Below are 23,374 nucleotides of genomic sequence, written 5' to 3' on the forward strand. Positions count from 1 at the left end.
ATTTGATAGAAAATTATTATCCATAACTGCTATTTCAAAGTCTTGATTGTGAAGATTTTCTCTGACCTCACGCGTATCATTTCTTCATTCTAATAACTCGCCTGCAAAAAAACGTAGACCGCGTATCGCCTTGATGCGGCTCGAAAAAAATAATAAGCCCTACAAAATATTGAGCGAGAACTTATGGAAATTGCAACGAATAAAGGCGTCATTGCAGACGCTTCGACCCCGGCGGGTCGTGCTGGAATGAGTGAAAGTGAATGGCGTGAAGCTATCAAATTCGACAGTACCGACACCGGTTGGGTGATTATGAGTATTGGGATGGCAATTGGCGCGGGGATAGTTTTTCTCCCGGTGCAGGTCGGATTGATGGGATTGTGGGTATTTTTGCTCTCATCAGTGATTGGCTACCCGGCAATGTATCTGTTTCAGCGATTGTTTATTAATACGCTGGCGGAATCTCCAGAGTGTAAAGATTACCCGAGTGTCATTAGTGGTTATTTGGGTAAAAACTGGGGCATTTTATTAGGTGCACTTTACTTTGTGATGCTGGTTATTTGGATGTTTGTTTACTCCACCGCCATCACTAACGATAGCGCCTCCTATCTGCACACTTTCGGCGTGACGGAAGGATTGCTGTCTGACAGTCCGTTTTATGGCCTGGTACTGATTTGTATTCTGGTAGCGATCTCTTCACGCGGCGAGAAACTGTTATTCAAAATTTCGACCGGCATGGTGCTGACCAAACTGCTGGTGGTGGCAGCGCTGGGCGTGTCGATGGTCGGGATGTGGCATCTGTATAACGTGGGTTCGCTGCCGCCGCTGGGGCTGCTGGTGAAAAACGCCATTATCACACTGCCGTTTACCTTAACCTCGATTCTGTTTATTCAGACGTTAAGCCCGATGGTGATTTCCTATCGCTCGCGAGAAAAATCGATCGAAGTAGCGCGACATAAAGCGTTGCGGGCGATGAACATTGCGTTTGGGATCCTGTTTGTCACCGTCTTTTTCTACGCAGTGTCGTTCACTCTGGCGATGGGACATGACGAAGCAGTAAAAGCCTATGAGCAGAATATTTCCGCGCTGGCGATTGCAGCTCAATTTATTAGCGGCGACGGTGCAGCATGGGTGAAAGTTGTCAGCGTCATCCTCAATATCTTTGCCGTAATGACAGCGTTCTTTGGCGTCTATTTAGGCTTTCGCGAAGCAACGCAAGGGATCGTAATGAACATCCTGCGCCGCAAGATGCCAGCTGAGAAGATTAACGAAAATCTCGTTCAGCGCGGCATCATGATTTTCGCCATTTTACTGGCCTGGAGCGCCATCGTACTGAATGCGCCAGTGTTGAGCTTTACCTCTATCTGTAGCCCGATTTTCGGCATGGTAGGGTGCCTGATCCCGGCGTGGTTGGTTTACAAAGTACCGGCATTGCACAAATACAAAGGTGCCTCTCTGTACCTGATTATCATCACCGGTTTGTTGCTTTGCGTTTCTCCGTTCCTGGCATTTTCATGATTTACCTGAAATTTTAAGGTTTTTATTATGTTTGATTCGACTTTAAATCCGTTATGGCAGCGTTACATCCTTGCAGTTCAGGAGGAAGTAAAACCGGCGCTGGGATGTACTGAACCGATCTCACTGGCGCTGGCGGCGGCGGTTGCTGCGGCAGAACTGGAAGGTCCGGTTGAACGTGTAGAAGCCTGGGTTTCGCCAAATCTGATGAAGAACGGTCTGGGTGTCACCGTTCCCGGTACGGGAATGGTGGGGCTGCCGATTGCAGCGGCGCTGGGGGCGTTAGGTGGAAATGCCAACGCCGGGCTGGAAGTGCTGAAAGACGCAACGGCGCAGGCAATTGCCGATGCCAAAGCGTTGCTGGCGGCGGGGAAAGTCTCGGTCAAGATCCAGGAACCTTGCGATGAAATCCTCTTCTCACGCGCCAAAGTCTGGAACGGCGAGCAGTGGGCTTGTGTCACCATCGTCGGCGGGCATACCAACATTGTGCATATCGAGACGCACAATGGCGTGGTGTTTACTCAGCAGGCCTGTGTAGCAGAGGGCGAGCAAGAGTCGCCGCTGGCGGTGCTCTCCAGAACGACGCTGGCCGAGATCCTGAAGTTCGTCAATGAAGTGCCGTTTGAGGCTATCCGCTTTATCCTCGATTCTGCGAAACTAAACTGCGCGTTATCGCAGGAAGGTTTGAGTGGCAACTGGGGGCTGCATATTGGCGCGACGCTGGAAAAACAGTGTGCACGCGGTTTGCTGGCGAAAGATCTCTCCTCGTCAATTGTGATTCGTACCAGCGCGGCATCCGATGCGCGTATGGGTGGCGCAACGCTTCCGGCAATGAGTAACTCCGGTTCTGGCAACCAGGGGATCACCGCAACAATGCCCGTGGTGGTGGTCGCGGAACACTTCGGGGCAGATGATGAACGGCTGGCGCGTGCGCTGATGCTTTCGCATTTGAGCGCGATTTATATCCATAACCAGTTACCGCGTTTGTCTGCGCTGTGCGCTGCAACGACCGCCGCAATGGGCGCCGCCGCCGGGATGGCATGGCTGGTGGATGGGCGTTATGAAACCATCTCGATGGCGATCAGCAGCATGATCGGTGATGTTAGCGGTATGATTTGCGATGGCGCGTCGAACAGTTGCGCGATGAAGGTTTCGACCAGTGCGTCGGCGGCGTGGAAAGCGGTGTTAATGGCGCTGGATGATACCGCCGTGACTGGCAATGAAGGGATTGTGGCGCATGATGTTGAGCAGTCAATCGCCAACCTGTGCGCGCTGGCAAGCCATTCAATGCAGCAAACTGATCGGCAGATTATCGAGATTATGGCCAGTAAGGCCAGGTAAGCACCGGATTTCGGATGTCATACCTGATGCCGGATGCGATGCTGACGCATCTTATCCGGCCTACGGATTGTGCAATTTGTTGGTTTTGTAGGCCGGATAAGGCGTTTACGCCGCATCCGGCAATCTGTTTTTATGCGGTAGCTTCATCCTCGGCTAACCGTATTTCGGCGTCGGCGACTATCGCCTCCAACTCACTCAACATCTCTTCATAGCCAAAACTTTTGGTAGCGCGGGTGGTTTCTTTCGCTGCAACGGACTTTACTGGCTGACGTTTTTTCGCCGATTTTTTACTCATCATCTTCTCCCTGTAAAAAAACTAGACAGGTAAATCTATCAGCAAAGCGCGCAGCGGGGAATCAGCAACGAGTGTAATGTTAGCCTCGTCACGAATAAATGCGCCATCACCGCAGGTCAGCGCTGCTTTCTCTTCGTGATGTGTAATCGCATGAAATTGACCGTGGATTGATTGCAAATAAGCGCGCGGACCGTACAGTTGAAAGTTCGCGCTTTCTCCCTCGGCGAGCACAATATGATGCAGCCACACCTGCTGGCGCAGTTGCAGGCTACCTTTCGCGCCATCTGGCGAGGCGATTAATTGCTGCTTGTCCATATTCAGCGCCAGTTTTTGAATCAGCGGATTCTCCCGTTGCGGGCAGGCATCCAGCCAGAGCTGCATTCGCGTTAACGGTTTGTCCTTGCTGATATTATGTTCGCTATAACTCACGCCCGGCTGAGTAGAAAGCAATAAGGCTTCACCGGCGTGGGCCTGAACATGATTACCTTCGCTGTCCCGATACTCTGCTTCTCCGTCGAGAATCACATTCAAAATATCAACTTTTGGGTAGGTACGTGGCTGGAAGGCGGCTCCTGGGGCCAACACTTCCTGGTTAAGCACGCGCAGGGAGGCATAGCCTAACAATTTAGGGTCGAAGTAGTGTCCAAAGGAAAAAGTATACCGGGCCTGCAACCATCCGTAGTCTGCTTGTCCACACTGCCTGGCAGTTCGGGTAGTAATCATAATTCTTGACCTCTCTTTACTTCCTTTTATGGTAAGGGGCTGGACGCTACATTGTTAGCCAGATATTCTGCCCGGTATGTTCAAATTTCCTGAATGAGAACGAAATGGCCAAAGAAAGGGCATTAACGCTGGAAGCACTAAGGGTTATGGATGCGATCGATCGCCGTGGTAGTTTTGCGGCGGCGGCCGATGAGCTGGGACGCGTGCCTTCCGCGCTTAGCTACACCATGCAAAAACTGGAAGAAGAGCTCGATGTGGTGCTGTTTGACCGCTCGGGCCATCGCACCAAATTCACCAATGTCGGGCGGATGTTGCTGGAGCGGGGACGTGTTCTGCTGGAAGCCGCAGATAAACTGACCACCGACGCCGAAGCCCTCGCGCGTGGTTGGGAAACGCATCTCACCATCGTGACTGAAGCGCTGGTGCCCACGCCTGCCTTTTTCCCGTTGATCGACAAACTGGCCGCTAAAGCCAATACCCAACTGGCAATCATCACCGAAGTGCTGGCGGGGGCGTGGGAGCGGCTGGAACAGGGGCGAGCAGATATTGTTATCGCGCCGGATATGCATTTTCGTTCCTCGTCGGAGATCAACTCTCGTAAGCTTTACACCTTGATGAACGTCTACGTGGCAGCGCCTGATCACCCGATTCATCAGGAGCCGGAACCGCTTTCTGAAGTGACGCGCGTGAAATATCGCGGAATTGCAGTGGCAGATACTGCTCGTGAACGCCCGGTATTGACCGTACAGTTACTGGATAAACAACCGCGCCTGACGGTCAGTACCATTGAAGATAAACGTCAGGCATTGCTGGCAGGGCTTGGCGTCGCAACGATGCCGTACCCGATGGTAGAAAAAGATATCGCTGAAGGGCGTTTGCGTGTAGTTAGTCCGGAATCGACCAGTGAAATCGATATTATTATGGCCTGGCGTCGCGACAGTATGGGGGAAGCAAAATCCTGGTGTCTGCGGGAAATTCCAAAGTTGTTCGCTGGAAAATAATCTATAAAGCACCTTTCACAAGGTGCTTAATTAATATTCCTGTTCCAGTTTTGGATCAGGTCCAAAGCGGTTTTCGCCTGGTGTCCCCGGCTGGCAGTTAAAGATGATGATAATCAGCCAACCGATAAACGGAATTAAGAACAGTAGCACCCACCATGCTGAACGGTCGGTGTCATGCAGGCGACGGAACTGTACTGCCCACCACGGCAAAAACACCAGAATGCCGTAGATAGTCGTCAGGATGCCTTCGCCACCGGCACGTTGCCAGCCCAGCATTTTATCCAGCAGTCCCAGCACGAGCGTAAAGATGATGTTGACCAGAATAAACATCCAGTACTCTTTGCGCCGTGCACGCCCCCGGAAACCGACATAATTTTTTAGTACTTTCAGATACCAGTCCATTTTTGCCTCAATTTTGCTCAATCACTTGTTTTTAAAGCAGCAAATTAAGAATAGACATGAATGAATTTGCAGTAAATATTATCTCGATGAATTAATAAGGCGCTGTGAAGGATAAGGGCAAGCGCAAAATCGCCAGATGCGCTACGCTTATCTGGCCTGGGCGGGTTCTGCAATATATTGAATGTACAATGTTTTGTAGGTCAGATAAGGCGTTCACGCCGCATCCGACATAACAACACGCACTTAGCCAACAACCAGAGGCACCACGAAGGGTGCCTTTGTTTAACCGAAGCGAACATCCCGCCCGTGCGGTTCTTCGAGATCCTGCCACGGACCAATCGAAATAATTCCCGTTGGGTTGATGGTCTTATGGCTGCGGAAGTAGTGATTACGGATATGGTCGAAATTGACGGTTTCGGCTATTCCCGGCATCTGATAGATATCGCGCAGGAAGCCATACAAATTCAGGTAATCGCTGATACGGTGCTTATCGCACTTGAAGTGGGTGACATACACCGGATCAAAACGAACCAGCGTGGTCCACAGGCGAATATCGGCTTCGGTTAACTGGTTACCCGTCAGGAAGCGATGCTGCCCTAATATCTGTTCCAGTCGCGCCAGCGATTCAAACACTTTCACCACCGCTTCGTCGTACGCTTCCTGGCTGGTGGCAAAACCAGCTTTATAGACGCCATTATTTACGGTGTCGTATATCCAGCCGTTAAGTTCGTCAATTTTAGTTTGCAGAGCAGGGGGGTAATAATCACCCGCTTTTGCGCCCAGTGCGTCAAACGCGGTATTGAACATGCGGATGATTTCTGCTGATTCGTTACTGACAATGGTGTGGTTCTTTTTGTCCCACAGCACGGGGACTGTAACTCGTCCGCTGTAGTGTGGATCAGCGTGGAGATAAAGCTGGTACAGGAATTCATGTTGATAGAGCGTGTCGCCGGTTGCACCCGGGAAACTGTCATCAAAGGTCCAGCCGTTTTCCAGCATCAGCGGATTCACCACGGAAACGGAAATAAACGGTTCCAGTCCTTTGAGTTTACGCATGATCAGCGTGCGGTGCGCCCACGGGCAGGCGAGTGAAACATAGAGATGATAACGATCTTTTTCTGCGGCAAATCCACCTTTGCCAGTGGGGCCTGGTGCGCCATCGGCAGTGAGCCAGTTACGAAATGCGGAAGCTGAACGTTGAAATTTACCGCCAGTGGATTTGGTGTCGTACCAGGTGTCGTGCCAGACACCGTCAATCAGTTGACCCATTTTTCTCTCCTCCAATAGCAAAAACGAGGAGCGCTTCTCCCCGTTTGAGACTGATGGCAAACGCAAAACTGCCTGATGCGCTATGCTTATCAGGCCTACATAGTTCCTGCAATCTTTTGAATTTGCATGTTTTTGTAGGCCGGATAAGGCGTTCACGCCGCATCCGGCATGAACAACGCGCACTTTGTCAACAATCTGAAACGAGGAGTTTCCCCCTCGTTTTTTTATCGTTAAGTATAGCGCGTGCTTACCACTTTTTATTCAGCAGGCGGTCGATGCTATACGCGCCCGGTCCGGTAATCGCCAGCAGCAGGAATCCGCCAGAAATTGTCAGGTTTTTCATGAACATCAGCGAGTTGACGCCTTCAGCAAAGTTGCTGTGAAATAAAAACGCCGTCAACAGTGTAAAGCCAGCGGTAAACAGCGCGGTGGTGCGAGTCAGGAAACCGAACAGGATTGCCAGACCGCCACCGAACTCAAGCAGGATCACCAGCGGCAGCATAAAGCCCGGGACGCCCATTGCTTCCATGTATTGTTGAGTACCAGCGTAGCCAGTAATTTTTCCCCAGCCGGCCGTAATAAACAGAATCGGCATTAAAATACGCGCTACCAGTACACCAACATCTTCTAATTTTTTCATCTTACTCTCCACTGCGCCGCTCAGGCTGCTGATTGTTTTTTTCTGCAAGAGCGCGGTATTAGCGTCATTGCTGTCGATGGAGAGAATAATAAACGTGGTGAACGATGATTGTTAGCAAGGAAAACTGTCAAAAATTTTCAAAAAATTTGAGGGATAAGGCCGGAATAGTTCCGGCCAGAGAGGAAGTTAACCGCGAAGCTGTTGCTGATTGAGGGTGGTTTTAACCAGACGCCACGCACTCCAGACGCCAAAACCGCGCCTGGCCCAGCGGACCAGCATATTCGGATGGCGAATCGTCCAGATAGCCATCACGCTGCTGCCGACCAGCGCCCAGGAACGCAGGCTCAACAGCATATTCCAGCGGCGATCATAGGCACCCGTTGCCTCCAGCCAGTCACGCCGACTGGCGGAAAGATCCAACCGTTGCTGCTGGATCTGACGAAGCAGTTGTGCCTTACGTTGTTCACGTTCGACTTTACTGCTCACGGGACTCCTCCTCGAGAAGTTGTCGATCGTTTGCCAGTTCGTGACGCGTATGGCGCAGCAAGGTGGATTTGCGCGACTTGCGTAACGTCCAGATACCGCCGATGAGTGCCAGAAGCAGCAACACCACAGTGGTGGCAATCATTGCATTCAGGCGATATTGCGGATCAACGGCCCAGATAATCAGCACCATCAGGCTCATAAGACCAAATGCAGCGAAAAGCATCGTCAGGCCGAGCATCAGTAAAAGCTGAAAGATATTGGCTTTTTCTTCTTCCAGCTCAACCACCGCCAGCCGCAAACGCGTCTCCACCATTTCGACCATGATGGTGACAATTCGCTGCCCGATGCCCAGAACGCTTTTACCGGGCCCTTGCGCGTGATGAGTTTCCGCCATAATTAACGACGCGACAGCAGAACGCCCAGCACCACGCCGATGGCTGCGCCAATACCAACTCCCGCCCACGGATTTTCACGCACATATTCATCGGCACGCGCCGCCGCTTCGCGGGTTTGTTTAGCAATCGCATCACCGGTTTCACCCAGACGATAGCGACTCTGCTTCAGTGCCTGTTCCGCTTTGCTACGAATCTTACTCAGCTCTTCTTTTGACTTTTCGCCAGAGGAGCTAAGCACCTCTTCCAGCGTATCGGACAGGGATTTTAACTCAGCACGCAGGTGTTCCGTAGTGTGTTCTTTCGACATAGTTTTCTCCAGGTGAGTAAGTATTAACTATTGGGGATTAGTAGTCGCGCGCTTCCAGCTTTTTCAGCTCTTCCTGCGCTTCTGCCAGTTTCCGTTCGCGTTTAGCAATCTTATCCGCATCGCCTTTTTGTTTCGCCTCGGCTAAATCATGTTTGCGTTCTGCCACTTCATCTTTCTGCTTCGCGATTTTCTTTTGATGATCGGCACGCAACTGGTTATCTGAACAATTCGCCCGCACTTCGCTAAGGGCTTTGTTCAGGCCGTTGATACGATTCTGGTTTTGATGTTTTTCGGCATAGCTGATCTCCTTAAGGATATTTTGCTCCTTTTCCTGACAAAGGGTAGTGGCATAACTACTGACACTAAGAGCAAAAAGAGAAACAGCTAAAGCGATGCGGTATTTCATTCTTGAACCTTCCATTGTGACTCGGACCCATTACAGAGGAACGATTGTCCAGACAACGAGGCGGTGGTATTAACCACCGCCTTATTAATCATAGACAGTAACGGTGAAATCACCAAAGTGAGTGATATGTTTCGGATAACAGGAAGTTATCCGAAGCGATGAGAGTTGTCCCGCAGCCGGGTCAGCCATTGCATGGCCTGATTATTATCGTCCTGCTGCGCAATGATGTAGCCATGAGGCAATGTTCTATCGAGGACCGCTTTGGCGGCGGCGCTTTGATCGCTGGAATCAAACGTAATCAACAGAGTGTCATTCTTAGGGGTGATGCTTTTGAACGGAATTCCATGAGCATCAAGGTGATGCCAGATGGAAAAACCGTCCGGCATCGTCGTCCCTTGATGAATGGCGCGGATCGCCAGCGTGGATTCTTGTTGACGAACCGCAGACCAGGCCAGCAGCAGCGTGCCAGCCAGCAATATAGCAGCGCCGAACCAGGCTAGCTGGCGAAGCGACATGCGAGGTATTTGCATCCTTTACCCCCGATTTCCATATTTCTTTTTCCATAAAACAACCAGAGAACCTGCCAGGCCGAACACCAGCAGCACCACCGGGAGCAGCATCAGGCATGACATCAGCTGGTCCTCATACTTCAAAAATACCGGCGTCTTGCCGAGCATGTAACCTAAGGTTGTCAGGATCAACACCCACAGCAGGCCACTCATCCAGTTGAAGAACTGGAAGCGGGCGTTATTCAGCCCTGACAGTCCGGCAATGGTCGGCAGTAATGTTCTGACAAATGCGATAAAGCGACCAATTAACAGCGCAGATAAACCGTGTTTATGAAAAAGATGGTGTGCGCGTTGGTGGTAGTGCGCAGGTAAATGGGATAGCCAGTTTTGTACGGTGCGGGTGTTTCCCAGCCATCGCCCCTGTATGTAGCTGACCCAGCAACCGAGGCTGGCCGCAACAGTGAGCAGCATAATAGTCTGCGGGTAACCCATTGCGCCTTTAGCAATCAATACACCAACCAACACCAGCAAGCTGTCGCCTGGTAAAAAGGCCGCTGGAAGCAAGCCGTTTTCGAGGAACAAAATCACAAACAAGACAAAATACAACATGCCAATCATCGACGGATTGGCCAGGGTTTCAAAATCCTGCGCCCACAGGGCTTGCAGCAATTGGGTCAAAAGTTCCATTCATTATTCCTGGTGAATCGGTTAACGCCACGCCGGTTTTAAATGATGCACACCCGTCAGGTTATTGCTGTTGTTGTATATATTGCGGGTCGAGACACCAATACGGCCTGAACTATTCCCTGTTAAAACGTGAGATAAGAAAACATTTAATAGCATAAATTCAAATTGAATCTAATTGTAACAAAGGTCAACGTTGTTCGTTATCAAAATTACATGTCCGTGGAGTCTGATTTTGCTGATTGCAGAGGAGGGTGGCGAGAGGATTTACACAGGCTGACACTTTATACTTTTCGCTTACTGATAAAGCGAACAGGCGCGTTGCTGCGCCTGTCAGAAATGGGAGTTTATTTGCTGCTGTTGGCCACAGTATCCAGATGAACGACAGGATTCTCGGCGAACAAATAGCGGTCGGCATTGAACTCGAAATCGTCACTGGTTTCGTTAAACAACATAATTTTGGTATTTTCCAGATGCTGCCACATTGCAAGTTTGGCGGCATGAGGATCTTTGCGTATCAACGCTTTGAGGATCTGATCGTGGTCATCACACCAGTTATCGACGGTACGGGAATCAATGTGCTCGTGCAATTTTTTCCAGTACGGGTTATGACTACGCTGGGTCCACATTTTCTCAACGATAGCAGCCAGTGCAGAGTTCTGCGTCGCTAATGCGACCTGAATATGAAACTGCAAATCCCACTCGGAATCACGGAAGCATTGTTCGCCGCGCGCCTGTTCCTGGATGGCCATCAGTTTCATGATGTCCTGTTTCGTTACCTGGGTTGCAGCAAACTCGGCAATATTGCTTTCGATAAGTTGACGTGCCTGGAGCAGTTCAAACGGACCGTAATTGGCAAATTCCATATTCGCGTCCGCCGCCTGCTGATGGCGAGGCTGGTTGGAAACCACATGAATTCCCGAGCCTTTGCGTACTTCTACATAGCCCTCGACTTCAAGCATGATGATGGCTTCACGAACCACGGTGCGGCTGACGTTTTTTTCATCAGAAATAAAACGTTCGGCGGGCAGTTTATCACCCACCAGATAGACGCCCTGCTCGATGCGCTCTTTCAGGTCAGCGGCGAGCTGTTGGTACAAACGGCGTGGTTCAGTGATTTCCATATGCGTCTCCCGGAGTGGAATGCGGACAAAGTTATCATACCACTTTGTTTATGGGTATGCCATTGTTCATATATAAATATATTGATTGAAATAATGTATTTAATTCATATTGTGAATATTTATAAATTCCTAAAAATTAAGTGTCACTATTGTTAAAATTACTATATTTCAGTAAGTTGATTCTTTGCTTTTAAATTTAATTTTAACTAAAAATGCTTTTTTATATTGACTTACAATAAATATACATTTCTAATGCGCTAACTTTTGGAAGCAATATTGTAAAATCAAATCTATATGGTGGCGAAAATTAACCTCTTATCACGGCTTACGCCGCTTTTATTCGTGTTCGCTCCTTTTTTTGCGCAGTCAAATATGACCGTCTACCCTATGGCGGTTTCAATTAACAGTCAGGGAGAAGGAAGCGTTCGCGTAATATCGAAAACGAACGAAGTCCAATATATTAAAGCGACGGTATTTCGTATTGATAATCCTTCAACGCCTCAAGAGCAGGAAGTTGAAATAAAATCCGGGGATGCCACTCATCTGGTAGTGATGCCGCCTAAGTTCGCGCTGCCAGCGGGTAGCAGCAAAACCGTGCGCTTTGTCGCAATGGAACCAGAGCAAAAAGAGAAAAATTATCGCGTTAAATTTGAAGCGGTTCCCAGTATTGATGACGTTGCCACGGATAAAAAAAATCTCTCTATGCAGTTAACAGTTAATTTAATTTGGGGGATCGTTGTAAGCGTTCCCCCACAGAATCCTGTTATTGCTTTAAAAACGAATTCCAGTGGTGAGTTGCTTAATGAAGGGAATCAGCGTGTAAAAATTCTTACCATTGATTATTGTAATACCGGTTCCTATAAGACACAGACGGTAAACAAAAATCTCTTTCCAGGACAAGTAAGAACATTAGACAGCATATCTGGCTACAATAAAATTGTGGTCAAATATAATAACTGGATCACTAAAGACAACGGTGAAGTTGAACTAGTAATTCATTAATGTGTTTTTTAAATAAAGGAATAGTAATGAAAAAGGTATTTGTAAAATCTCTCCTCGTTGCAGCAATGTTCTCTGTTGCCGGTTCAGCGTTAGCTGTACAGAAAGACATTACTGTAACAGCCAACGTTGATGCTGCTCTGGATATGACTCAGAGCGACAACACCGCGCTGCCGAAAGCAGTAGAGATGCAATATCTGCCAGGTCAGGGTCTGCAATCTTACCAATTGATGACCAAAATTTGGTCAAATGACACCACCAAAAACGTCAAAATGCAGTTAGTTTCTCCAGCTCAGCTGGTTCACAACCTGGACGCCAGCAAAATCGTTCCACTGACTGTAAGCTGGGGTGGTGACGAGATTAAAGCTGATGCGGCAACCACTTTTACCGCAACCAAAATCTTTGCTTCCGATGCGTTAACTAACGGCTCTCTGGCTAAAACCCTGATGTTTGCTCAGACTACCAAAGGTGTTCTGGATACCGGTATTTATCGTGGCGTAGTCAGCATTTATCTCTCCCAGGATATCTAATACCTCTTTTTTAGGTTGAGATTTACAATTGCACTATGAGGGAGGTAATTGCCTCCCTTATTTTGCTGAATAATTTTATTGCTTATGGATTACAGGTTTGCCATGGATAAAAAAATATTGGCTCTTTTGATCCTGTCATGTCTTAGCCCGGCACGGGCGGCATTAACGAAAATCCCCGCCGGGTTTGAAGTCATTGCTCAAGGGCAACAGGAATACATAGAGGTTTTCTTTGCAGGGAAAAGCCTTGGCAAATATTACGCGATGGTGAACCTTGATACTGTAACGTTTAATGAATCAGAGAGTTTATTTAATAAGATCGAATTAGATACTGAAGACCGAAAAGTTGCAAATACGATAAAAGAAAAGCTATCACAACCGCTGGCACGCCACGGCGAATTAGCCTGTGCCTACATGCATACTAATAATGGCTGCGGTTATCTGAATACGGATTCGGTTGATATTATTTATAATGATGAAGAAGGTTCTGTTACTCTTTTTCTGAATCCACAATGGTTTTCTGCCGATTTTGGTAAATCACTTTATCTGACTCCCGATAAAAATGTGGTTAACGCATTTCTCCATCAGCAGGATATCAACGTGTTGGCGCAGGACGATTACAAATCTTTATCCATTCAGGGTAATGGTGCGCTGGGAGTAACAGAAAATAGTTATATTGGTGGTCACTGGAATTTAAACGGTTATGACACCGATGATGGCAGCGATACTAACGTCGATGTCAGCGACCTCTATTACCGCTACGATTTCTTCCGTCGCTATTATGCCCAGGCTGGGCGAATGGATAGTCGTACCTTATTTAATGCACAGGGTGGCAGTTTTACTTTTAATTTTTTACCGCTCGGTGCAATTGACGGAATGCGCGTGGGTTCGACACTGAGTTATCTGAACCAGGCACAAAGTCAGCAGGGAACGCCTGTGATGTTGCTGCTGTCACGTAATGCTCGTGTCGATGCCTGGCGCAATGAACAACTGCTAGGTTCTTTCTACCTGAATAGCGGTACACAGTTTATTGATACCACTTCTTTCCCTTCTGGCAGCTACAACGTCGCGTTAAAAGTGTATGAAAATAACCAACTTACGCGTACCGAGATGGTGCCATTCACCAAAACAGGTGGTCTGACAGACGGGCAAATACAATGGTTTTTACAGGCAGGGCAGACGACCTCTGAATCATCAGATGACACCAGTGCTGTCTATCAACTGGGTTTACGGCTGCCATTGCATCCCCGTTATGAACTTTATGCAGGTCTGGCGAATGCAGATGACATAAATGCGTTTGAACTGGGGAATAACTGGAATACTGACTTTGGCGGAGCGGGAAATTTAAACGTCAGTGCGAGTGTGTTTCGTAATGATGATGGCGGCAAGGGCGATATGCAATAGGCTAACTGGAGCCTGGCAGGATGGCCGACGCTAGGGTTCTATCGTACTAATTCGGAAGGTGATTCCTGTTCAAGCAGCAGTAATGATAATTACAACGCGTTAAGCTGCTACGAAAGTATTTCCGCGACGATATCGCAAAATCTGTTTGGCTGGAACATGTTGCTGGGTTATAGCCGCACGCAAAACCATACTGATGATAACTTCCTCTGGGATAAACAGGAAAGCTTTGAAAATAATTACTTACGCCAAACTACGGCACAAAATACCTCGGAAACCGTACAACTAAGCGCCTCACGCGCTTTTGTCATGCGCGACTGGGTGCTGAGTACCTCGGTCGGTGTTTTCCACCGTAATGATGATGGCAATGATAACGATGATAACGGTGTCTATCTGACCTTATCGCTCTCTGATACGCCAGCCATGGACAGCAATAACAATAGTCATTCGACCAATGTGACCACCGATTATCGTCACAGCGATCAGGACGGTGACCAGACCTCGTGGCAAGTATCGCATACTTTTTATAACGACAGTTTTAGCCATAAAGAGTTGGGAGTGGAAGTGGGTGGCCTTAACACCGACACCATTAACAGCGCGGTTCATGGGCGACTGGATGGTCAATACGGCAATCTCTACGGTACGGTTTCTGACAGTTACGACCGTAATGAGCGCGATCATCTCACCGCATTTACCGGAACGTACAGTTCAACGCTTGCGGTCAGCCGTTACGGCATCAATTTAGGTGCCAGCGGAACCGACGATTTACTGGGGGCGGTGCTGGTAGATGTCAAAGGTTTTGCCGAAGGTGACGAAGAGAGTCAGGAGATGCAACTGGAAGCTCGGGTGGCAGGAAGTCGCACAATGCAGCTTGGTGCCAATGACACTGCGCTTTTCCCTTATGGCAGTTTCCAGCCTGGTTTTGTGGACGTCAGCGACAGCAACCAGGGAAATCAGCAAGGGACAACCAACGTGATTAACGGTGCCGGGAATCGTGAGTTAATGCTATTGCCCGGTAAATTACGTTATCGCGAAGTATCAGCCAGCTTTAATTACAACTATATCGGTCGCTTGTTACTCCCGGCATCGGTGAAAAAATTCCCGATTGTGGGTCTGAACAGCGCCATGCTGCTCCTGGCAGATGACGGTGGGTTTACCCTCGAAATTAATAGTCAGGAGAAAGAGCTTTATCTGCTTTCCGGCCATGAGTTTCTGAAATGCCCACTGAGCGTGCAGAAGAAACGCGTCAGCATTCGTTACAGCGGAGATGTCACATGTAGTGTGGTGACTTATTCACAATTACCGGAGTCGATTCAGGTTCAGGCACAGTTGAAACAGCCTAAATTACGTGGAAACGTTCAGACGGCGCAAAGGGAGGTTGCACCATGAGAAATCGATTGATTGCGGCGATATTGAGCTTGTTTGGCGCGCTTACTGGCGTTCAGGCAGCTCCTAACGTGACCAGTGAAATTACGTACGATTTGGCGTCTGGCAGAGCGGATTATTACTTCTGGGACAACGAAGAGCCGCCCGGAAAAAATATGTTCATGTGGTACGAATGTAATTATGCCAATCTTCAACAAACTTGTACTACCTCGGGTTCAATATCCATTGTACAAATTTATCTCACTGAACAGCGTAGCGGTATGCGCTGGCCGGTGAAACTTAAGTGTTTTCAAAAGGTTATCACCTCAGAAACGGGATCGGTAGGGTGCGGTGAAGCGGGTTATAACAGGCAACGCCCATTAAATGATAGTGGTGGGCGAACTTGCTATGACGAAAATGGGCCACACGACGCAGACAGAAAACAGCTAACCCTCTACCTTGAGCAGACAGAAATGAAGAAACTGCCAATTGGTGGTGTCTGGAAAGGACAGGTAAAACTGCATTTGAATAGTCCATCCCAGGACTATTTCGCGGATATTACCCTGAATACGCTTGACCCCAACCATATCGACGTGTTTTTCCCGGAGTTCGCCCACGCCACGCCTCGAGTACAGCTAGACTTGCACCCGACGGGCAGCGTTAATGGCAGCAACTATGCGCAAGATCTGACGATGCTGGATATGTGTTTGTACGATGGCTTTAACGGTAATGCCATCAGCTATGAAATCCAGCTCAAAGATGAAGGTCGCCCGGCAGCAGGACGCAGGGATGGTTATTTCTCTATATATCGTCAGGGAGGAACAACCACTGACGACGCAGAACGGATCGACTATCGGGTAAAAATGTATAACCCGGAAACGGGCGGGCAAATAGATGTGCGCAACAATGAAAATATGGTCTGGAACAGCATCAACCTGAAGCGAGTACGCCCGGTGGTACTGCCAGGCATTCGTTATGCTGTGATGTGTGTCCCCACGCCGTTAACCCTGGCGGTCGATAAATTTAGTGTGATGGACAAACAGGCGGGGTACTACATGGGAAAATTGTCGGTAATATTTACTCCGTCCTTACCAACCATCAATTAATCCCGAAGGTCGTGTCGTCCCGGCAATAAAAACAACGAAGCCGCCTGAAAAGGCGGCTTCGTCATTACAACTTACGCTAAACGTTAATGTTGCGGTGCGGGGTCGTTATGTGATTCCTGCGCTACCTCAATTGCCGGTTTGTTCTGCAACACGGTCCAGATAACCAGCGCGCCCAGCAAGTCGAATACCGCCAGTACTGCGAACAGCGGGCTGAAGCCGATGGTGTCAGCCAGTGCACCTACAACCAGCGCAAACAGCGTACTTGCCAGCCACGCAGACATCCCAGTCAGACCGTTTGCCGTTGCCACTTCGTTACGACCAAACACGTCAGAAGAGAGGGTAATCAGCGCGCCAGACAGTGCCTGGTGAGCAAAACCACCGATACACAGCAGCATAATCGCGACATACGGGTTGGTGAACAGACCGATCATACCTGGGCCAATCATCAGTACCGCACCCAGTGTTACCACCATCTTACGGGAAACAATCAGGTTCACACCAAACCAACGCTGGAACAGTGGCGGCAGGTAACCACCGAGGATACAACCAAGGTCAGCAAACAGCATTGGCATCCAGGCGAACATCGCGATCTCTTTCAGGTTAAAGCCGTAAACTTTAAACATGAACAGCGGGATCCACGCGTTGAAAGTACCCCAGGCCGGTTCAGCCAGGAAGCGCGGTAATGCGATACCCCAGAACTGACGGTTACGCAGGATCTGACCAACGGACATTTTCTTCGCCGCGCCAACCTGGTGCTGGGCTTCCTGACCATTAATAATGTAGTCACGTTCTTCATCGGTCAGATGTTTCTGGTCGCGTGGATGTTTATAGAAAATCAGCCATGCCATCGCCCAGATAAAGCTCAACGCACCGGAGATAATAAATGCCATCTGCCAGCTGTGCATGACGATTGCCCATACCACCAGCGGCGGCGCAATCATCGCACCAATTGAGGAACCAACGTTAAAGTAACCTACTGCGATGGAGCGTTCTTTCGCCGGGAACCATTCGGAACTGGCTTTCAGACCTGCAGGGATCATCGCTGCTTCTGCCGCACCTACCGCACCACGGGCAATCGCCAGACCGCCCCAGCTACCAGCCAGTGCAGTTGCGCCACAGAATACCGCCCACAACACGGCAAACATTGCGTAACCGATTTTTGTCCCCAGAACATCCAGAACATAACCCGCTACAGGTTGCATGACCGTATATGCAGCAGAATAGGCTGCGATGATGTAGGAATACTGTTGGGTGGAGATGTTTAACTCTTCCATCAGAGTTGGTGCAGCTGCCGCCACAGTGTTACGCGTCAGGTAACCGAGCACGGTGCCGAGCGTCACCAATGCGATCATGTACCAACGTAACCCTTTAATTTTACGCATGTAAAACCTCATCGTTTTGTTATATCCGCAATAAGCGCGGTCATCATCCTGCCTGGGGCAGAGGATGTTAGTTACGACCGGATGACCGAAAAAAAAACCGGTACACCCCGAACGCTGCCATGAAAGTTTCGTGCTAATTCGGCTTCCGTACCGGTCAACCCAATCCATCTAACAAATGAATGAATCGGCAATTTGCATTCCGTCGACTTATGATTCGCGACGGCAGAAAGATAACTTGTCATACAACTTTAAAAGGTGAGAGCCATCACAAATGTGGGAATATTTGTAGGGGCATTACTGGATGAGAGTGAAGCCAGAACTGGCGCGGCTTGCAGAGGGATTTACCATTTTGAGAGTAATTTTTTTAACTACGTTTATTGATCTAACTCACGAAAATATCTTCGGGCTCTGGAAATTGGTGTGATAACTTTGTCAGCATCGCACCCTAAGCAAGCTAGCTCACTCGTTGAGAGGAAGACGATAATGACTCCGTTTATGACTGAAGATTTCCTGTTAGATACTGAATTTGCCCGCCGTCTGTATCACGACTACGCAAAAGACCAGCCGATTTTCGACTACCACTGCCATTTACCGCCGCAGCAAATCGCAGAAGACTATCGCTTTAAGAATCTGTATGACATCTGGCTGAAAGGCGACCACTACAAATGGCGTGCAATGCGTACCAATGGTGTTGCTGAGCGCCTGTGTACTGGTGATGCATCTGACCGTGAGAAGTTTGATGCCTGGGCGGCGACCGTTCCGCACACGATCGGTAACCCGTTATACCACTGGACGCACCTCGAACTGCGTCGTCCGTTTGGCATCACTGGCAAACTGCTGTCTCAGTCTACTGCAGATGAAATCTGGAACGAATGTAACGAACTGCTGGCGCAGGACAAATTCTCCGCGCGCGGCATCATGCAGCAGATGAACGTGAAAATGGTCGGCACCACCGACGACCCGATCGACTCTCTGGAGCATCACGCAGAGATCGCCAAAGACGGCTCTTTCACTATTAAAGTGCTGCCGAGCTGGCGTCCGGATAAAGCCTTCAACATTGAACAGGCGACCTTTAACGACTACATGGCGAAGCTGGGTGAAGTTTCCGATACCGACATTCGCCGCTTTGCAGACCTGCAAACAGCCCTGACCAAACGTCTGGATCACTTCGCGGCTCACGGCTGTAAAGTGTCTGACCACGCGCTGGACGTGGTGATGTTTGCCGAAGCGAACGAAGCGGAACTGGATAGCATTCTGGCGCGCCGTCTGGCAGGCGAAACCCTGAGTGAGCATGAAGTCGCACAGTTCAAAACTGCGGTGCTGGTATTCCTGGGCGCCGAATACGCACGTCGCGGCTGGGTACAGCAGTACCACATTGGCGCGCTGCGTAATAACAACCTGCGTCAGTTCAAACTGCTGGGGCCGGATGTAGGCTTTGACTCCATCAACGACCGTCCGATGGCGGAAGAACTGTCTAAGCTGCTGAGCAAACAGAATGAAGAAAACCTGCTGCCGAAAACCATTCTCTACTGCCTGAACCCGCGCGATAACGAAGTGCTGGGCACCATGATCGGTAACTTCCAGGGCGAAGGTATGCCGGGCAAAATGCAGTTTGGTTCCGGCTGGTGGTTTAACGATCAGAAAGACGGTATGGAACGTCAGATGACCCAACTGGCGCAGCTCGGTCTGCTGAGCCGCTTTGTCGGTATGCTGACTGACAGCCGTAGCTTCCTGTCATATACCCGTCACGAATACTTCCGCCGCATTCTGTGCCAGATGATTGGCCGCTGGGTGGAAGCGGGCGAAGCACCGGCGGACATCAACCTGCTGGGCGAGATGGTGAAAAATATTTGCTTTAACAATGCGCGTGACTACTTCGCCATTGAACTGAACTAAGGTCTGGGGTTGATATGCAATACATCAAGATCCATGCGCTGGATAACGTCGCGGTCGCTTTAGCGGATTTGGCTGAAGGCACAGAAATCAGTGTCGATAACCAGACCGTAACGCTGCGCCAGGATGTTGCTCGTGGACATAAATTTGCGTTAACGGATATCGCAAAAGGGGCCAACGTCATCAAATATGGCCTGCCGATTGGTTATGCATTGGCGGATATTGCGGCGGGGGAACACGTTCACGCCCACAATACGCGCACGAATCTGAGCGATCTGGATCAGTATCGCTATCAACCTGATTTTCAGGATCTGCCTGCGCAAGCGGCAGATCGTGAAGTGCAGATCTATCGTCGCGCTAACGGTGATGTCGGGGTACGTAACGAGTTGTGGATCCTGCCGACCGTGGGCTGCGTCAACGGCATCGCGCGACAGATCCAGAACCGTTTTTTGAAAGAGACGAACAACGCTGAAGGTACCGACGGCGTGTTCCTCTTCAGCCACACCTACGGCTGCTCGCAGCTGGGCGACGATCACATTAATACCCGCACCATGCTGCAAAACATGGTGCGTCATCCGAACGCAGGCGCCGTGTTGGTCATTGGTCTGGGCTGTGAAAACAACCAGGTTGATGCTTTCCGTGAAACGCTGGGCGATATCGATCCTGAACGCGTTCATTTCATGATCTGCCAACAGCAGGATGATGAGATTGAAGCCGGGATCGAGCATTTGCATCAGTTGTATAACGTCATGCGCAATGACAAGCGCGAGCCGGGCAAACTTAGCGAACTGAAGTTTGGTCTGGAGTGCGGCGGTTCTGACGGTCTTTCCGGTATTACTGCTAACCCAATGCTGGGGCGTTTCTCTGATTACGTCATCGCTAACGGCGGCACTACAGTGCTGACCGAAGTACCGGAGATGTTTGGTGCAGAGCAGTTACTGATGGACCATTGTCGCGATGAAGCGACGTTTGAAAAACTGGTCACCATGGTCAACGACTTCAAACAGTACTTTATTGCCCATGACCAGCCGATCTACGAAAACCCATCGCCGGGGAACAAAGCGGGTGGTATCACCACGCTGGAAGATAAATCTCTCGGCTGTACGCAGAAAGCGGGCTCCAGCCAGGTGGTAGACGTGCTGCGCTACGGCGAACGTTTGAAAACACCAGGGCTGAACCTGTTAAGTGCGCCGGGTAATGATGCCGTAGCGACCAGCGCCCTGGCGGGTGCGGGCTGCCACATGGTGCTGTTCAGTACCGGTCGCGGCACGCCGTACGGCGGATTTGTACCGACGGTGAAAATCGCCACCAACAGCGAACTGGCAGCGAAGAAAAAACACTGGATCGACTTTGACGCGGGTCAGCTGATCCACGGTAAAGCGATGCCGCAGTTGCTGGAAGAATTTATCGATACCATCGTTGAGTTTGCCAACGGTAAGCAAACCTGCAACGAGCGTAACGACTTCCGCGAACTGGCGATCTTTAAAAGCGGCGTAACGCTGTAAAGTCGAAATAAGTTGTGAATAAAAAACGGCGTTTCATAATATGAAGCGTCGTTTAAGATTGTTGATAAACGCATAATTGCCTGATGCGCTTCGCAATATAGTAAAGTTGCACGATCTTGTAGGCCGGATAAGGCGTTTACGCCGCATCCGGCAAGAAATGAGATGCACTTTGTCAGCAATCTGAAGCGGCGTTTCTAACTCGAAGCGCCGTTTGCTTTTCCATACCTGCTAAGGATTTATCATGACCGCGTATTGGCTGGCCCAGGGCGTGGGTGTCATCGCCTTTCTGATTGGTATTACAACATTCTTCAACCGCGATGAACGTCGCTTCAAAATTCAGCTTTCCATCTATAGCGTATTTATTGGCATACATTTTTTCCTGATGGGTGTCTTCCCGGCGGGGGCCAGCTCAATCCTCAATGCTATCCGTACGTTAATTACTCTGCGTACCCGTAGTTTATGGATAATGGCGATCTTCATCGTGCTGACGGGTGGAGTTGGTCTGGCGAAGTTCCATCATCCGATGGAGCTGCTGCCGGTCATTGGCACGATTGTCAGTACCTGGGCGCTATTTCGCTTTAAAGGACTGACCATGCGCTGCGTGATGTGGTTTTCTACGTGTTGCTGGTTAACTCACAACATCTGGGCCGGGTCGATAGGCGGCACGATGATTGAAGGCAGTTTTCTGCTGATGAATGGCCTGAATATCATTCGTTTCTGGCGTATGCAGAGAAGGGGAATTGATCCGTTTAAAGTGGAGAAAACCCCTTCCGCCGTAGACGAAAGGGGCTAAGTATTAGTTACGCAGGGCGCTATTTGCCAGACGATCGTCTTCCGCCTGGCACGCCGCTGCGGTGAACAGCACGTCAGTTGAAGAGTTCAGCGCGGTTTCGCAGGAGTCCTGCAATACGCCGATGATAAAGCCAACGGCAACCACCTGCATGGCGATATCGTTCGGAATACCGAACATATTACAGGCCAGCGGGATCAGCAGCAGAGAACCACCTGCCACGCCGGAAGCACCACAGGCGCACAGAGAAGCCACTACGCTCAACAGCAGCGCTGTGGGCAGATCCACCGGAATACCCAGCGTATTAACCGCAGCCAGCGTCAACACGGTAATGGTAATGGCTGCGCCTGCCATATTGATGGTGGCACCCAGCGGAATAGAAACGGAATAGGTATCGCGATCCAGATTCAGCTTTTCACACAATGCCATGTTTACCGGAATATTCGCCGCCGAGCTACGGGTGAAAAAGGCGTATACACCGCTTTCGCGCAGGCACAGCAGCACCAGCGGGAACGGGTTACGACGAATTTTCCACCACACCAGCAATGGGTTAACCACCAGCGCCACCAGCAACATACAGCCAACCAGCACGACCAGCAGTTGCGCGTAGCCCCACAGTGTGGAGAAACCGGTGGTTGCCAGCGTAGAAGAAACCAGACCAAAAATACCGATTGGTGCGAAACGAATCACCAGTTTCACCATAAAGGTAACGGCATTCGACATATCGTTGACCAGGTTTTTGGTGGTTTCGTTACCGTGACGCAGAGCGAAACCAAGGCCAATGGCCCACACCAGAATCCCGATGTAGTTACCTTTCAGCAGAGCCTCAATAGGGTTAGAAACCATGCTCAACACCAGCCCACGCATCACTTCCACGATGCCTGACGGCGGGGAAATATCGCCCGCGCTACTGGACAAATGCAGGGTAGAAGGGAAGGCGAAGCTGAAGACAACCGCAGCCAGCGCGGCAGAGAAAGTACCCAGCAGATAGAGGAACAAAATAGGGCGGATATTGGTTTTCTGCCCGTGCTGGTGGTAAGCGATGGAAGCCATTACCAGCATCAGCACCAGAATTGGCGCTACAGCTTTCAATGCACCAACGAACAAAGTGCCTAACAGACCGACAGCTTCAGCCGCCGGTTTTGAGATCCATGCCAGGAGAATCCCCAGAACAAGGCCGACCAGGATTTGTTTTACCAGGCTGCCCTGAGCCAGACGCCGGAATAGCCCCGGTGAACGTTGCGTAGTCATTTTTCGATCCTTTCGTTGTGTTGTCGCACATCCCTGGTGCGTTCTGTCGACGCATCTTTCA

Annotated in this window: 23 protein-coding genes and 1 pseudogene; 10 read left to right on the forward strand and 14 right to left on the reverse strand. The window is 49.8% G+C overall.

What is annotated here, in order from left to right:
* Positions 1–183 precede the first annotated feature (183 nt).
* Positions 184–1,515 carry an amino acid permease gene (locus tag D9597_RS18385; RefSeq protein ID WP_130218289.1) on the forward strand — a complete coding sequence of 444 codons (1,332 nt, stop codon included), beginning with the start codon at positions 184–186 and terminating at the stop codon, positions 1,513–1,515.
* 27 nt (positions 1,516–1,542) lie between these two features.
* Entirely contained in the window at positions 1,543–2,853 is a 1,311-nt protein-coding gene (cyuA, locus tag D9597_RS18390) for a cysteine desulfidase (protein ID WP_130210816.1), read from the forward strand.
* Between the two features lie 130 nt (positions 2,854–2,983).
* Here cyuA and yhaL read toward each other — a convergent pair whose 3' ends face one another.
* Together yhaL and D9597_RS18400 are read right to left on the reverse strand one after the other, a co-directional pair.
* Entirely contained in the window at positions 2,984–3,148 is a 165-nt protein-coding gene (gene yhaL, locus D9597_RS18395) for a protein YhaL (RefSeq protein ID WP_130210466.1), read from the reverse strand.
* A gap of 21 nt (positions 3,149–3,169) precedes the next feature.
* The gene (locus D9597_RS18400) at positions 3,170–3,871 is read right to left on the reverse strand and encodes a pirin family protein (protein WP_130223842.1); all 702 of its coding nucleotides are present in this window, start codon (positions 3,869–3,871) and stop codon (positions 3,170–3,172) included.
* 104 nt (positions 3,872–3,975) lie between these two features.
* Between D9597_RS18400 and yhaJ the strand changes: the two genes are divergently transcribed.
* Positions 3,976–4,872 (forward strand): DNA-binding transcriptional regulator YhaJ, encoded by an 897-nt coding sequence (yhaJ, locus tag D9597_RS18405; protein ID WP_001041008.1) that lies wholly within the window; start codon positions 3,976–3,978, stop codon positions 4,870–4,872.
* Between the two features lie 30 nt (positions 4,873–4,902).
* Here the strand turns inward: yhaJ and D9597_RS18410 are convergent, their stop codons facing one another.
* The 10 genes from D9597_RS18410 to exuR all read right to left on the reverse strand — a co-directional run bounded on the left by D9597_RS18410 (position 4,903) and on the right by exuR (position 11,094).
* Positions 4,903–5,274 carry a DUF805 domain-containing protein gene (locus D9597_RS18410; protein ID WP_130223844.1) on the reverse strand — a complete coding sequence of 124 codons (372 nt, stop codon included), beginning with the start codon at positions 5,272–5,274 and terminating at the stop codon, positions 4,903–4,905.
* Positions 5,275–5,556: 282 nt separating this feature from the next.
* Entirely contained in the window at positions 5,557–6,543 is a 987-nt protein-coding gene (yqjG, locus tag D9597_RS18415) for a glutathionyl-hydroquinone reductase YqjG (RefSeq protein WP_130223846.1), read from the reverse strand.
* A 247-nt stretch (positions 6,544–6,790) separates the two neighbouring features.
* Positions 6,791–7,183 carry a DoxX family protein gene (locus tag D9597_RS18420; protein WP_000732240.1) on the reverse strand — a complete coding sequence of 131 codons (393 nt, stop codon included), beginning with the start codon at positions 7,181–7,183 and terminating at the stop codon, positions 6,791–6,793.
* Between the two features lie 186 nt (positions 7,184–7,369).
* Positions 7,370–7,669, reverse strand: coding sequence for a YqjK-like family protein (locus tag D9597_RS18425; protein WP_130218279.1), 300 nt, complete (start codon positions 7,667–7,669; stop codon positions 7,370–7,372).
* On the reverse strand, positions 7,659–8,063 hold the full coding sequence (locus tag D9597_RS18430) for a phage holin family protein (protein ID WP_130223850.1): 405 nt from the start codon (positions 8,061–8,063) through the stop codon (positions 7,659–7,661). Before D9597_RS18430 ends, D9597_RS18425 begins: the two co-directional genes overlap by 11 nt.
* A gap of 2 nt (positions 8,064–8,065) precedes the next feature.
* Positions 8,066–8,371: a YqjD family protein gene (locus D9597_RS18435; RefSeq protein ID WP_130210386.1), complete on the reverse strand. Its 306-nt coding sequence runs from the start codon at positions 8,369–8,371 to the stop codon at positions 8,066–8,068.
* 37 nt (positions 8,372–8,408) lie between these two features.
* Positions 8,409–8,777 (reverse strand): DUF1090 family protein YqjC, encoded by a 369-nt coding sequence (gene yqjC, locus D9597_RS18440; RefSeq protein WP_130210388.1) that lies wholly within the window; start codon positions 8,775–8,777, stop codon positions 8,409–8,411.
* Positions 8,778–8,923: 146 nt separating this feature from the next.
* Complete coding sequence (gene mzrA / locus D9597_RS18445; protein ID WP_130210390.1) at positions 8,924–9,307, reverse strand: EnvZ/OmpR regulon moderator MzrA; 384 nt, start codon at positions 9,305–9,307, stop codon at positions 8,924–8,926.
* 3 nt (positions 9,308–9,310) lie between these two features.
* Positions 9,311–9,973 (reverse strand): DedA family general envelope maintenance protein YqjA, encoded by a 663-nt coding sequence (yqjA, locus tag D9597_RS18450; protein ID WP_064529586.1) that lies wholly within the window; start codon positions 9,971–9,973, stop codon positions 9,311–9,313.
* Between the two features lie 344 nt (positions 9,974–10,317).
* Positions 10,318–11,094 (reverse strand): transcriptional regulator ExuR, encoded by a 777-nt coding sequence (gene exuR / locus D9597_RS18455; RefSeq protein ID WP_064529587.1) that lies wholly within the window; start codon positions 11,092–11,094, stop codon positions 10,318–10,320.
* A gap of 294 nt (positions 11,095–11,388) precedes the next feature.
* Between exuR and D9597_RS18460 the strand changes: the two genes are divergently transcribed.
* The 4 genes and pseudogenes from D9597_RS18460 to D9597_RS18475 all read left to right on the forward strand — a co-directional run bounded on the left by D9597_RS18460 (position 11,389) and on the right by D9597_RS18475 (position 16,492).
* Positions 11,389–12,096 (forward strand): fimbria/pilus periplasmic chaperone, encoded by a 708-nt coding sequence (locus D9597_RS18460; protein WP_130223852.1) that lies wholly within the window; start codon positions 11,389–11,391, stop codon positions 12,094–12,096.
* 26 nt (positions 12,097–12,122) lie between these two features.
* Complete coding sequence (locus D9597_RS18465) at positions 12,123–12,623, forward strand: CS1 type fimbrial major subunit (protein ID WP_130223854.1); 501 nt, start codon at positions 12,123–12,125, stop codon at positions 12,621–12,623.
* 102 nt (positions 12,624–12,725) lie between these two features.
* A pseudogene (locus D9597_RS18470) lies at positions 12,726–15,410 on the forward strand (TcfC E-set like domain-containing protein).
* Complete coding sequence (locus tag D9597_RS18475; protein ID WP_130223856.1) at positions 15,407–16,492, forward strand: CfaE/CblD family pilus tip adhesin; 1,086 nt, start codon at positions 15,407–15,409, stop codon at positions 16,490–16,492. Before D9597_RS18470 ends, D9597_RS18475 begins: the two are co-directional and overlap by 4 nt.
* An 83-nt stretch (positions 16,493–16,575) precedes the next feature.
* On the opposite strand, the gene exuT is transcribed toward D9597_RS18475, so the two are convergent.
* Positions 16,576–17,874 carry a hexuronate transporter ExuT gene (gene exuT / locus D9597_RS18480; RefSeq protein ID WP_130223858.1) on the reverse strand — a complete coding sequence of 433 codons (1,299 nt, stop codon included), beginning with the start codon at positions 17,872–17,874 and terminating at the stop codon, positions 16,576–16,578.
* A gap of 483 nt (positions 17,875–18,357) precedes the next feature.
* On the opposite strand from exuT, the gene uxaC reads away from it, so the two are divergent.
* The 3 genes from uxaC to D9597_RS18495 all read left to right on the forward strand — a co-directional run bounded on the left by uxaC (position 18,358) and on the right by D9597_RS18495 (position 22,065).
* Positions 18,358–19,770: a glucuronate isomerase gene (uxaC, locus tag D9597_RS18485; RefSeq protein ID WP_130223860.1), complete on the forward strand. Its 1,413-nt coding sequence runs from the start codon at positions 18,358–18,360 to the stop codon at positions 19,768–19,770.
* 14 nt (positions 19,771–19,784) lie between these two features.
* Entirely contained in the window at positions 19,785–21,272 is a 1,488-nt protein-coding gene (uxaA, locus tag D9597_RS18490; RefSeq protein WP_130218271.1) for an altronate dehydratase, read from the forward strand.
* Positions 21,273–21,513: 241 nt separating this feature from the next.
* Positions 21,514–22,065, forward strand: coding sequence for a YgjV family protein (locus D9597_RS18495; RefSeq protein ID WP_130210398.1), 552 nt, complete (start codon positions 21,514–21,516; stop codon positions 22,063–22,065).
* 3 nt (positions 22,066–22,068) lie between these two features.
* Here the strand turns inward: D9597_RS18495 and sstT are convergent, their stop codons facing one another.
* Positions 22,069–23,313: a serine/threonine transporter SstT gene (sstT, locus tag D9597_RS18500; protein ID WP_130223862.1), complete on the reverse strand. Its 1,245-nt coding sequence runs from the start codon at positions 23,311–23,313 to the stop codon at positions 22,069–22,071.
* Positions 23,314–23,374: the final 61 nt, after the last annotated feature.

The organism is Escherichia sp. E13S3, from assembly GCF_004212325.1.
Taxonomy (GTDB): Bacteria; Pseudomonadota; Gammaproteobacteria; order Enterobacterales; family Enterobacteriaceae; genus Escherichia.